Annotated in this window: 10 protein-coding genes; 5 read left to right on the forward strand and 5 right to left on the reverse strand. The window is 72.5% G+C overall.

The genetic code is table 11. From position 1 onward, the window contains the following. Positions 1–202 precede the first annotated feature (202 nt). Together ABZX65_RS19105 and ABZX65_RS19110 are read left to right on the forward strand one after the other, a co-directional pair. Complete coding sequence (locus tag ABZX65_RS19105) at positions 203–937, forward strand: helix-turn-helix domain-containing protein (RefSeq protein ID WP_355340838.1); 735 nt, start codon at positions 203–205, stop codon at positions 935–937. Then, the gene (locus tag ABZX65_RS19110; RefSeq protein ID WP_355340841.1) at positions 934–2,352 is read left to right on the forward strand and encodes an MFS transporter; all 1,419 of its coding nucleotides are present in this window, start codon (positions 934–936) and stop codon (positions 2,350–2,352) included. The genes ABZX65_RS19105 and ABZX65_RS19110 overlap by 4 nt, the downstream gene beginning before the upstream one ends. 7 nt (positions 2,353–2,359) lie before the next feature. Here ABZX65_RS19110 and ABZX65_RS19115 read toward each other — a convergent pair whose 3' ends face one another. The 3 genes from ABZX65_RS19115 to ABZX65_RS19125 form a co-directional block, all read right to left on the reverse strand. Next, complete coding sequence (locus ABZX65_RS19115) at positions 2,360–3,742, reverse strand: discoidin domain-containing protein (protein ID WP_355340844.1); 1,383 nt, start codon at positions 3,740–3,742, stop codon at positions 2,360–2,362. Then, positions 3,739–5,001, reverse strand: a complete 1,263-nt coding sequence (locus ABZX65_RS19120; RefSeq protein ID WP_355340847.1) for a glycosyl hydrolase family 8 — start codon at positions 4,999–5,001, stop codon at positions 3,739–3,741. The genes ABZX65_RS19115 and ABZX65_RS19120 overlap by 4 nt, the downstream gene beginning before the upstream one ends. Positions 5,002–5,229: 228 nt before the next feature. Beyond that, positions 5,230–6,642, reverse strand: coding sequence for a PLP-dependent aminotransferase family protein (locus ABZX65_RS19125; protein WP_355340850.1), 1,413 nt, complete (start codon positions 6,640–6,642; stop codon positions 5,230–5,232). A 48-nt stretch (positions 6,643–6,690) separates the two neighbouring features. Here ABZX65_RS19125 and ABZX65_RS19130 point away from each other — a divergent pair, with 48 nt between their 5' ends. Beyond that, positions 6,691–8,289: an MFS transporter gene (locus ABZX65_RS19130; protein WP_355340853.1), complete on the forward strand. Its 1,599-nt coding sequence runs from the start codon at positions 6,691–6,693 to the stop codon at positions 8,287–8,289. Between the two features lie 36 nt (positions 8,290–8,325). Here the strand turns inward: ABZX65_RS19130 and ABZX65_RS19135 are convergent, their stop codons facing one another. Continuing rightward, entirely contained in the window at positions 8,326–8,685 is a 360-nt protein-coding gene (locus ABZX65_RS19135) for a DUF6204 family protein (protein ID WP_355340856.1), read from the reverse strand. A gap of 382 nt (positions 8,686–9,067) precedes the next feature. Here ABZX65_RS19135 and paaI point away from each other — a divergent pair, with 382 nt between their 5' ends. Both paaI and paaK read left to right on the forward strand, forming a co-directional pair. Next, on the forward strand, positions 9,068–9,457 hold the full coding sequence (paaI, locus tag ABZX65_RS19140) for a hydroxyphenylacetyl-CoA thioesterase PaaI (protein WP_355341320.1): 390 nt from the start codon (positions 9,068–9,070) through the stop codon (positions 9,455–9,457). A gap of 50 nt (positions 9,458–9,507) precedes the next feature. After that, on the forward strand, positions 9,508–10,770 hold the full coding sequence (gene paaK, locus ABZX65_RS19145; protein ID WP_355341323.1) for a phenylacetate--CoA ligase PaaK: 1,263 nt from the start codon (positions 9,508–9,510) through the stop codon (positions 10,768–10,770). A gap of 201 nt (positions 10,771–10,971) precedes the next feature. Here paaK and ABZX65_RS19150 read toward each other — a convergent pair whose 3' ends face one another. Continuing rightward, a complete protein-coding gene (locus ABZX65_RS19150) occupies positions 10,972–12,192 on the reverse strand; it encodes an SPFH domain-containing protein (RefSeq protein WP_355340860.1) in 1,221 nt (406 codons plus the stop codon). Between the last annotated feature and the right edge of the window lie 12 nt (positions 12,193–12,204).

Here is a 12,204-nt window from a genome sequence, read left to right on the forward strand (position 1 = left end):
TACGGCGACGAGCACGGTCGCCACCGCCGTACGCGACGCCCCGGCGGCGCCCTGATTCGACGATTCGACATCCCCCCTGCCCCGGCATGTCCCCCGCGCGGCGGACCTCGCCGCGCGCCGCCACAAGCAGCGCGAAAAGCGTGAGAGTTGACTCTCATACATTGCGAGAGGACACTCTCACGCTATGGAACCGGGTAACCGTTTGGGAGACATCGAGATCACCGACCCCAAGGCGATGCGCGCGCTCGCGCATCCGGTGCGGTTGGCGATCCTGGAGCATCTGCAACGCAACGGGCCCGCGACGGCCACCGTGCTCGCACCCCGCGTCGGGGCGACCCCTTCGGTGACGAGCTGGCATCTGCGGCATCTCGCGGGCTTCGGGCTCGTCCGGGACGCGGACCCCGATCCGGACGCCGGAGGCAACGGGCGACGGGACCGGCGTGAGCGGCGGTGGCAGGCGGTCGCGCGCGGCTTCCGCTTCGAGGTGCCGGAGGACGACGGGGACGAGGAGGGCCGCTCCGCGGCGCGGCTGCTCTCGCGTGAGATGTTCCTGCGCTCCGCCGATCTGCCGGCCCGCTGGGCGGCCACCGTGGAGCCCGGCCTCGATCCCGCGTGGCGGCGGCTCTCGGGGCTCGCCAACACGCGCGTCGTGGTGACGCCCGAGGAGGCCGCCGCCATCGAGGACGGGATCGAGCGCGTGCTCGCGCCCTATGTGACGCGGGACGCGGCGGACCGCCCGGCCGCCGCCCGCTCGGTACGCCTGCTGCGCTACACGCTCCCTGAAGGTGAACCTCAAGGTGAGGGTGAAGGTCCGGCTGAGGTTGAGGCACAGGGCCGCGCACCGGGCACGGAATCGGGCGCGGACTCGTATACGGATACCGGTACGCGTACGGCCGCGCGTAAGGACGACGACGGCGACGGGGGCGGCACCCGGTGACCGGCGCAGCGACGCGGCCGCCCCCGATATCCGTGGCGCGCGACCGCCGCTTCGTCCGCTTCTGGGCCGGCCAGAGCGTCTCGCAGTTCGGCGACCGGATCAGCGAACTGGCCCTGCCGCTGATCGCGGTGAGCGCGCTGCACGCCTCCGCCAACCAGGTGGCGTGGCTGACCGCGCTGATCTGGACACCGAATCTGCTGGCGATCGTCCTGGGCGCGTGGGTCGACCACCAGGCCCGCAAGCGCGGACTGATGGTGGCCGCGGATCTGATCCGCGCCGGGGTGCTGCTGTCGCTGCCCGTCGCGTACCTGGCGGGGGCGGTGACGCTCGGTCAGCTCTACGCGGTGGCGCTGCTGATCGGCGCCGCCGAGGTGCTGTTCAACACCTCCTATCCCCCGTTCTTCGCGCACCTCGTGCCGCGCTCGTCGTATGTGGACGCGAACAGCAAGCTCAGCGCGAGCCGGTCCGCGTCGTATGTCGCGGGTCCTGCCGTGGGCGGCGCGCTCGTGCAGGCGCTGACCGCGCCGGTGGCCGTCGTGGTCGACGCGCTGTCCTTCCTCGCCTCGGCCGTGCTGATCGGGCGGATCAGGATCGACGAGCCGCCGGTCGCCGCGGGCGGGCGGGACGCGCCGCTGCTGCGGCGGGCGAAGGAGGGGCTGGCGTTCGTCGTACGGCACCCGGTGCTGCGGGCCGGGCTCGGCACCTCGACCACCGTCAACTTCTTCACCTTCGTCTCCGGCAGCGGTCTGATGGTGCTCTTCGCCACCAGGAGCCTCGGTCTGTCGGCGGGCTTCATCGGCCTGGCCTTCGGCATCGGTTCCACGGGCGCGCTGCTCGGCGCGGTCCTGGCGCCGCGGATCTCGCGGTGGATCGGGATGGGGCGCAGCATCGCGATCGGCGCGGTGCTCTTCCCCGCGCCGATCGCGCTGGTGGCGGTCGCCGACGGGCCGCCGTGGGTCGGCGCCGTGGCGCTGACCGGCACCGAGTTCCTTTCCGGCCTCGGTGTCATGCTCTTCGACGTCAACCTCAACTCCCTTCAGGCGTCCGTGATCCCCGACGGGATGCGCAGCCGGGTCTCCGGCGCGTACGCCACGGTCAACTACGGCATCCGTCCGCTCGGCGCGGTCGTCGGCGGCGTGCTCGCGACCTTCCTCGGGCTGCGTACGACCCTGCTGGTCGCGGCGGTCGGCGGGGCGCTGTCCGTGCTGTGGCTGCTGCCGTCGCCGGTGCCCGGCATCCGTTCGATCGACCAGGACGAGCGCCCGGAGGACACCACGAACGCCGAGGACACGGCAGGGACGGCAGACACGGCGGTCGGCGAGGAGGTGGCGGACACGGCAGCGGCCGACGGCGCGGTGGCCGCCGGCCGCCGGCGGGGCCGTCGAGACGAGCAGGATCAGGAGGTGGCGCCGTGACCGGGGGTCAGGGCGTGGCGCCGTACACCTGGACCTCGTAGAGCGAGTAGCCGTACGCCGTACCGCGCGCCGTGCCGTTGACGCGGACGTAGCGGCCGGTGCCGGTGAGGCCGGTCAGGTCCTCGGTGCCGCCCTTGCCCGCGGTGGTGGAGTAGACCGTGGTCCAGGCGGCGCCGTCCGGGGAGGTCTGGACGGTGTAGCTCTTGGCGTAGGCGGCCTCCCAGCTCAGCTTCACCCGGCTGATGTGCGCGCTCGTGCCCAGGTCGACCCGGATCCACTGCGGGTCGGAGCCTTCCTTGCTGGCCCAGCGGGTGGAGGTGAGGTCGCCGTCGACCGCCTTGCTCGCGGGGAAGGCGGTGGATTCGGTGGAGGAGGCGGTGGCGGACCTGCCCTGCGAGAGCAGGGTGTCACCGCCGCCCGGTGGCGGTCCCGTGCCGCCGGATGGGGTGAAGTTCCACTGGCTCGCGGCCCCGGAGCAGCTTCCGGCGGTGAGCGTCGAGCCGCTCGCCCGGAAGCACTTCTGCCCGGTCTGGATGTCGGAGACGGTGAGATTCGGGTTGACCGACCACTGCTGGTTCGGGCCGCCGTCGCAGGCTCTGAGTGTGATCGACGAGCCGGACAGGGTCGCGCAGAGATTGTTGCTGATCAAGAAGGCGCCGTGGAAGGTGAACGCCTGCGCTGCGGAGCCGGTGCAGGCCGCCGTGTCCAGCTTGGTGCCGCTGGCCGAGCTGTTCCCCGGATTGTCCAGGCACTGCCCGGTGGAGACGTTCTTGTACTGGCCGACGGTGGTGGTCGGCCGGGCTCCGCCGTAACAGGCGCCGGTCTTGGTGTTGAAGACGGGCGTGGCGTCGTACGGCTCGTTGGACGGCGGGTCCACGACGACGGATTCGAGCACCGGAGTGCTGTCGTCGTTGTAGTGGGTCAGCGCGTCCTCGCAGTCGATGGCGTCGAAGGCGTTGCCGCCCTGGCCGCCGAGCCAGAGGTCGAAGTGGTACAGATTCGGGCCGCCGTTGGGGCCGTGGCCGCTCCAGTCGGCGCCGCACTCCTCGCAGGAGTCCTCCATGACGAAGTACTTGCCGACCCTTGGCACCCAGATCCGCGTGCCCGCCGGTATCTCCTTGGTGGACGAGGCGAAGGTGATCGGGTCGGCGTAGGTCCCGGTGCCGCCGGCCGTGTCGTGCAGGCCGGGGTAGGAGATGTCGCCGCCGGGCGGGGTGTTGTCGTACCAGCCGTAGAAGGTGAGGAACGCCTGCCGGTCGGTGGCGGCCGCCGCCGCGGGGGACTTCGAGGCGGCCGAGGCGTACGGGGTCGCGCCGACGAGCGCGGCCATGACGGCCAGGACGAGGGCGCACAGGACGGCCGCGCCGCGCGGGGTACGCAGGCGGCTCATGCGGCCGGGCTCCAGTAGTCGCCCGCCATCACGATGTACACGAGCATCTTGATGGTCTCGCCGTAGTAGGCGTCCTCGAAGGGGTTGGAGGCGAGCTGCTTCCAGATCGCGTCGGTCCACGCCTGGTCGCCGGAGGCCATGGCGGCGGGACCGGCCGAGTCCCCGGCCTCCTCCGCCTCGGTGTCGCCCGAGACGTTGCCGTTGGCGCAGTTGAGCTTGATGTGCGGCTGGACCTTGGCCGGGTTGCCGCCGGACAGCGACTTCAGGCAGGCGGACTCCTTCTTCGCCGCGCCGTAGGCGACGGCGGCGGTCGAGGAGCCGTTCACCAGGGCGTCGGTGCCCAAGTGCCAGGGCACGCGCAGGGAGTTGTAGCCGACGATGTCGTCCGGCTGGTCCTCCTGGTAGTCGGCGGGGGCCGGCTTGGGGCTGGTGGTGTTGGCGTTGACGACGAAGTCGGAGAGCAGTCCGGCGGACGAGGAGTAGCCCGCGGTGAACTCGCTGATCACGGCCTCGGTGCGGGTGACGACCTTGTTCCAGTCGTGCGCGGTGTCGTAGGCGGCGAAGGCGCGCAGGTGGTCGAGCATCATGTCGGACGGCCGGGTGTCCGTGGTGGGGCCGTCGTCCTCGCACTTGAGGTGGCCGTCGGGCGCGACGTCGTGGGCGTAGAAGGAGGCGAGCCACGCCTTGGCGTCCGCGGTGTAGCCGCCCCACTGCTTGTCGGCGAGGATCAGGCCGTAGCCGATGTCGAGGTCGCCGTCGGTGGCCGAGTCCGGGGTGCCGCTGTCGGTGTACTTGCAGGTCTTGCCGTCGAGTTGCCACTGCATGAGGCCGTCGGCGTCCTTGTGGTCCTTGACGAGCTGCCACAGGCCGTCGAACTCGGCCTTGGCGTCGCTGTCGTAACCGGCCATCAGGGGCACGATGTTCATGCCGTAGCCCTGGGCCTCGGAGACCGTGCCGTTGTGCGGGGCGTCGTCGTCGCCCTTGGTCGAGACGTAGTACTCGTTGGAGGCGCAGCCCTTGACCAGGTAGGCGCTCTTCCAGGAGTCGTACGCCTTCTTCACCGCCGCGTCGCGGGTGGTCTGCGTCGCGGAGGGCAGCACGCCCACCTTGTACGCGGTGTGCGCGGGGAACGGGCGCGCCGGGGCGGTGGCGGCGTCGGCCGTTCCGCCGCCCGCGGTCGCCAGCAGGCCGAAGGACGCGCAGGCGGCGACCGTACAGGCCGCCAGCCTCCTCGTCCTCGTCTTCACGGGTCGTGGCATCTTCCAACTCCTCGTCGGTTGTGGGGTACGGCGCCGGGCACGGGAGCGCGCACCGGGCAGGAGAGGGTCGTCGCGATAGTTAGGAAAGGTTCCTAACCTGCTTGAGGAGTAAGAGTGTTGCTCCGGACGCGGCGCGTCAAGGGGTCGCGCGCGGACCATGACCTGACCGGGATTCAGGTACGTGACGCCGTCGCGGACTTCGGCCCGGCCGACCGGCCCGGCACCGGCTCATGCGAGCAGGTCGGCGACCGCGGCGATCCCTTCCGTGACGGCGCGCTCGTTCACATTGCCGAATCCCAGGACGAGTTGGGCCGGAGACTGCGCGCCCGTCGAACGGAACGCGCTCATGCCGTAGAGGCCGACCGCGCGGCCACGGGCGGCGGCGATGACGGAGTGTTCGGTGACGCCGGGCCGCGCGGCGGCGTCGAGGTGCGCCACGGCGTGGAAACCGGCGGCCAGGCCGCTGAGCCGGATGGCGGGCGCGTGCGCGGCGAGCGCCGCCTTGAGTGCTTCGCACCGGGCCCCGTAGGTCCCGCGCATCCGCCGCAGATGGCGGTCGAAGCGGCCCGATTCGATCAGCCGGGCCAGGGCCAGTTGGTCGAGGGTGGGTGAGCCGCGGTCGCTGAGATGCTTGTCGGCCACGATCGCGTCGACGAGCGCGGGCGGACAGAGCAGCCAGCCGATCCGCAGCGCGGGCACCAGGGATTTGCTGACGGTGCCGATGGCGACGACCCGGTCGGCGGCCAGGCCCTGGAGCGCGCCGACCGGCTCGCGGTCGTAGCGGAACTCGGCGTCGTAGTCGTCCTCGACGACCACGGCGTCCCTGCGCACCGCCCACTCGATCAGCGCCAGGCGCCGCTCGGGCGCCAGCACCACGCCGGTCGGCCACTGGTGGGCCGGGGTCACGACGACCGCGCGGGCGCCGGTCGCTTCCAGCGCGGTCACGTCGACGCCGTGCTCGTCGACGGGTACGGGGACGGCGGTCAGGCCCGCCGCCGCGGCCGCCGGCCCGATCACGGCGTGGGAGCCGGGGTCTTCGTACGCCACGGTGCGGACGCCGGACCGGGCGAGCGCGCGCAGGGTCAGGGCGAGGCCCTGCGCGTAACCGGAGCAGATCACGGTCCGCTCCGGGTCGGCCGCGGCGGCCCGTACCCGGCGCAGATATCCGGCCACCACCTCGCGCAGCAGCGCGTGGCCGCGCGGGTCGCCGTAGTCGAGGGCCGAGGCGGGCATGGCGCGGACCGCCTCGCGCATCGCCCACAGCCAGTCGGCGACGGGGAACGCGGCCAGGTCGGGGACGCCCGCCTGGAAGTCGGCGAGCAGGCGCGGTGCGGGCGGCCTCCTCGGCTGCGGCGCGGGCGGCGCGCAGGCCCCGGCGGCGACGCGGGTCGCGGAGCCGACCCGCGTGACCAGATAGCCCTCGGACTGGAGCTGGGCGTAGCAGTCCTGGACGAGGCCGCGCGAGACGCCGAGGGCCGAGGCCAGTTCCCGGGAGGAGGGCAGCCGCTCGCCGACCTGGAGCCGGCCGGATCTGATCGTGTCCCGCACCCCGCGTTCGAGCTGCGACCGCAGCGGTTCCGTACTGTCCCGGTCGATCACAAGCAACAGTTCCGGCGACAAACCGGACCACTCCAGCGGCATGAAAATGGAGCTTACCCGGGTACCGGCCGCACCCCTAGCGTCAATGCCATGACGACCACGACGCGCGCCTCCGACGCCGCCGACCCGGCCGCGCAACCAGATGCCGACGACCCCTCGGAGCCCGCCACCTGCCGTGAGCCGAACCCGGCCCCGGAACCCGCCTCGGCCTCGGACCGAGATCCGCGCCTGGACTCGGGTCCTGCCCAGGGGCCCGGCTCGGGCCGGGATCCGGGCCTGACCTCGGCTCCCGCCGAGAGGCCCGGCTCGGGCGAGGAGACGGCTCTCGCCACGGGCCACGCACCGGAGCCCGGCTCCGGCAAAGAGGCGAATCCGGCTTCGGGCTCCGCCCAGGAGCCCGCTTCAGGCCGGGAGGCGGGGGCGGACTCGGGTCCCGCCCAGGGGGGCGGCTCGGGGCAGGCTCGGGACTGCTCGTCGGCCGCTCGCGGTCCGGCGGCGACCGGCTCGGGTGCAGGGGCCGGGTCCGGCGGCGTGCGGCCGACGCTGGTGACGCGGGAGTTGCTGTTGCGCTGCGCCACGATCGTCGGCGCGTCGGCGAGCTTCTTTCTGCTGTTGTCGGTGGTGCCGCTGTACGCGGAGCGGTCCGGCGCGAGTGGCGGGGCGGGGCTGGCGTCGGGGACTTTGATGCTGGCCACTGTCTGCGGCGAACTGGCCACGCCTCGGCTCGTCGCCCGGTACGGGTACCGGCGGGCGCTGGCGGCCGGTCTCGTGCTGCTCGGCGCGCCCGCCCTGGTGCTGACCGCGTCGGACGGCATGGCGTGGATCGCGGCGGTCTGCTTCGTCCGGGGCGTGGGCTTCGCCCTGACCATCGTCGCGGGCGGCGCGCTGACCGCGACGCTCATCCCCGCCGAGCGGCGGGGCGAGGGCCTCGCGCTCGCGGGCGCCATGGAGGGGGTGCCCTCGTTCATCGCGCTGCCGCTCGGGGTGTGGTTCGCCGCGCACGTCGGATACACCGCCGTCTGCGTGGCCGGTGGGCTGCTGGCGCTCGCCGCCGTCGCGGTCGTTCCCGCCCTGCCGGGACACGCGCCGGCCGGGGACGGGCACAAGGCGTCGGTGGGTGTGCTGGCCGGATTCCGTACCGGCGCGCTGGCCAGGCCCACCGCGGTCTTCGCGACCACCGCGCTCGGCGTGGGGATCATCGTGACCTTCCTGCCGCTCGCCGTGCCCTCCGGCGCGACCGGCCTGGTCGCCGCGGCCCTGTTCGTACAACCCGCCGCGTCCACCGCGGCCAACTGGTTCGCCGGACGCAGCGGCGACCGGCACGGCTCGCAGCGCCTCGTGCTGCCCGCCCTGCTGCTGTCGGCTTCCGGGCTGCTGCTCACCGCTCTCACCGGCAGCGCGGTCGCGGTCCTCACCGGGGTCGCCCTCTTCGGCGTCGGCTTCGGCATGGCCCAGAACGCGACGCTGGCCCTGATGTACGCGCGCGTCCCGGAGTCCGGCTACGGCACGGTCAGCGCGCTGTGGAACTCCGCGTACGACGCCGGGATGGGTTTCGGCGCCCTCGGATACGGCGCGCTGGCCGCCGCCACGGGCTATCCGCTCGCCTTCACGCTCACCGCGGGCCTGATGCTCGTCGCGCTCGTACCGGCCCTGGGCGACCGGCGCCGCCCGTCCGTCGCCGCGCGGTGAGCCCCCGCAGTCGCGGTGCCGACCCCGCCCAGGTGGTCAGCCCTCGCCGCGGGCCGCGGCCTGGCGGCGGCGCTTGCCGAGGGCGGCCTGCGACAGGTCCTCGGCGTTCGAGGTGAGGTTCTTCCAGCCGTAGCCGCGCTCGGTCAGCCAGCCGCGGGCGGCGGCCTCGGCGCGCTCCGTGGCCTCCAGGATGTCCTCCTCCGCCTCGCCCGAGTCCAGGTAGCGGAAGGTGAAGAAGGGGCGGGCCGCGAGGTCGTAGGTCAGGGTGCCCTCGGCGGTGAAGGCGGCGTGCAGGATGTCGTGCTCCGCCGCCCGCGCGAGCAGTGCGGTCCGCTGGTCCGCGGTGAGCGCGTCGAAGGCGCCGCGGACGGTGATCCGGAAGGTGCGTGTACTCATGCCCGGATCGTAGGCAGCCGGTCGGCGATCGGCGTACCGGTTTTCCCGGCGAACCGTGGCGGCCGTGGTGATCGCGACGACCGCGGCGGTCGGGCGGACCGGGCGCCCGGCCGTCCGGTGCCGCCTCTCCCCCGCGGCCGGCCGCTTCGTCCCGCCTTGTGCTTGACAGGCACTCCCGATGCTGATTTTTTAGCTGTCATACGCCCGAACCGAATGGTCGGTCGGTGCATCCACAAGGTGGTGGGCAGCGGTGACTCAGGGCAGCGACGCCAGGCTCGACACGGGACCGGCACCGGGTCCGCCCCCGGACGCGGTGCGAGCGGCCGCGCGAGTGACCACGGACGGGGCCGAAAACGGGGCCGGGATCGCGGCGGCGCAGGCGATGTTCTCGGCCGACCGGGCGTCGAACGGGCTCGGTGTCGAGCTGCTGCACCTCGGTGAGGGCGTCGCCGTCGTGCGGATGGTCGTCACCGCCGCGATGGTCAACGGGCACGGCACCGCCCACGGCGGCTATCTCTTCCTGCTGGCCGACACCGCCTTCGCCTGTGCCTGCAACACCGACGGGGCGGCGACCGTCGCCGCGGCGGCGGACATCGACTTCGTCGCCCCGGCCCATGAGGGCGACGCGCTGCTGGCCACCGCCCGCGAGCGGGCGCGGTTCGGCCGCAGCGGGATCTACGACGTACAGGTGCGGCGCGGCGACGAGCTGATCGCCGAATTCCGCGGCCGGAGCCGTACGCTGCGCGGCGCCGACGCGAAGGAGACCTCGTGAGCCACCTGGGCGGGACGACCCCGCGGGAGACCCCGGACGCGGCGGAGCGGATGACCCGCGCGGAGCTGACGGACCTTCAGCTCACGCGACTTCAGGCGACGTTGCGCCACGCGTATGCCCATGTGGAGCTGTACCGGCGGAAGTTCGACGAGGCGGGTGTCGTACCCGCCGACTGCCGGACGCTGGAGGATCTGGCGCGCTTCCCCTTCACCACCAAGGCCGATCTGCGCGACACGTACCCCTTCGGGATGTTCGCCGTGCCGATGTCCGAGGTGCGCCGGGTGCACGCGTCGAGCGGCACCACCGGTCGTCCCACGGTGGTCGGTTACACCGAGGGCGATCTGTCGATGTGGGCCGACGTGGTGGCCCGTTCGATCCGCGCGGCGGGCGGCCGTCCCGGCGACAAGGTCCATGTCGCCTACGGATACGGCCTGTTCACCGGGGGCCTGGGCGCGCACTACGGCGCGGAGCGTGCGGGCTGTACGGTCATCCCCGCGTCCGGCGGCATGACGGCCCGTCAGGTGCAGATCATCCAGGACTTCGAGCCCGAGATCATCATGGTCACCCCGTCGTACATGCTCACGCTGCTCGACGAGTTCGAGCGGCAGGGCGTCGACCCGCGCGGCACCTCGCTGCGGGTGGGGATCTTCGGCGCGGAGCCGTGGACGGAGCAGATGCGCCGCGAGATCGAGGAGCGCTTCGCCATCGACGCCGTCGACATCTACGGCCTGTCGGAGGTGATCGGCCCCGGCGTGGCGCAGGAGTGCGTGGAGACCAAGGACGGTCTGCACATCTGGGAGGACCACTTCTATCCGGAGGTGGTCGACCCGCTGACCGACGACGTCATGCCGCAGGGCGAGAGCGGTGAGCTGGTCTTCACCTCGCTCACCAAGGAGGCGCTGCCGGTGATCCGGTACCGCACCCGCGACCTGACGCGGCTGCTGCCCGGTACCGCGCGGCCCGCCTTCCGCCGGATGGAGAAGGTCACCGGCCGCAGCGACGACATGATCATCCTGCGCGGGGTGAATGTCTTCCCGAGCCAGATCGAGGAGATCGTGCTGCGGACGCCCGGTGTCGCGCCGCACTTCAGGATCGAGCTGACCCGGCGCGGCCGGATGGACCACATGACCGTCTACGCAGAGGCCAGGGCCGAGGCCGGTACGGAGCTGCGGGACGCGGGCGCGGCGGCCATCGCGCAGGGCGTCAAGGACGGTGTGGGCGTGAGCGTCGAGGTGCGGGTCGTGGACCCGGAGACGCTGGAGCGCTCGGTCGGCAAGATCCAGCGGGTCAAGGACCTGCGGGCGAAAGAATGAGCGCGAAGGGCTGAGGGCGAAGGGCTGAGCGCGAAGGGCTGCGGACGAACGGTTGAGGACGAACGGTTGAGGGTGCGGGCTCCAGCCCCGGCCCGCACCGCACCCGTAGAAGCGGCGGGCGGACCTCCGTACAGGAGGTCCGCCCGTCTGTGCCGTGCGCACACGCCGTGCGGCCGCCCCGGCGGAGCGGCCGTACGCGTCCTACTCGATGTCGATCGGGCCGTCGGACGACGTGCCCTTGCCGCCCTTCCCCTTGCCGTTGCGGCCGTCGCCCGGGTGCGTCAGACCGCGCAGCGCGGGCAGGTGGTCCGAGCTGTCCGAGTCCGAACCGGAGCCGCCCTCGCCGCCGTTGAGGTTGTTGCGGACCGAGTCGAGGATCGTCAGCCCCTGGCTGACCAGGCCCGCCGCGATCTCGCTGAGCCCGTCGGCGCCGTTGAGCACGTTGACATTGGCACCGGCCAGACCGCCGGCCGCCTCCTTCACGATCAGCGGGAGCTGGTCGATCAGCATGCGGTCGAGCGCCACCCGGTCGTGCGAGGCCGCCGCGGCGGCCTGGATGCGCATCCGCTCGGCGTCGGCGACGGCGAGCACCCTGATCCGCTCGGCCTCCGCCTCAGCGGGTTTGACGATCTCCGCCACAAGCTGCTGCTGGCGCAACTCGGCAGCGCGCAGCGCCAGTTCGGTCTGCGCGGCGAGCACTTCCTGCTGCGCGTGCGCCTGGGCGAGCGGGCCCGCCTGCGCGGCCTCGGCCTGCGCGCGGTCGACCTGCGCCGAGTACTCGGCCTGAACGACGGCGGTCTGCCGGGCGTACTCCGCCTGGTTCCTGGCGGCGATCTGCTGCGCCTCCACCGACGCCTGCGTGGCCTGGGCCTGCGCGATCTGCGCCTGCCGCTGGATGGCGGCCTTGTGCGGCGCCGACATGGCGTCGATGTAGCCGGTCTCGCCGTCGTCGATGGACTGGATCTGCAACGAGTCGACGCTCAGGCCGATCTTCGCCATCTCCGTCTTGGAGGTCTCCAGCACCTCGGAGGCCAGCTTCTGCCGCTCGGTGACGATCTCCTCGACCGTCATCGAGCCGATGATCGACCGCAGGTGACCGGCGAAGATCCGGCCGGTCAGAATCGACATCTGGTCCTGGTCGGACAGGAAACGCTGTCCGGCGTTGACAATGCTCTCGTGGTCGTTGCCGACCTTGAACGCGATGACGGCCTTCACCGTCAGCGCGATGCCCTGCCGGGTCACACAGGTCTCGGCGACTTCCGCCTCGCACATCGCGAGCGTGATGAACCGGGTCTTGCGGAAGACCGGCAGAACGAACTTTCCGTGGCCGGTGACCACACGGAACGGCGCACCCCCCAGTCCACGCCGACCGCCCGAGATCAACATCGCCTCGTCCGGCGCGGGAACGCGGTAACCGAACATCCTTTGTCTCCT

Origin of the sequence: Streptomyces sp. NPDC003300, from assembly GCF_040610915.1 — a bacterium.
GTDB lineage: Bacteria > Actinomycetota > Actinomycetes > Streptomycetales > Streptomycetaceae > Actinacidiphila.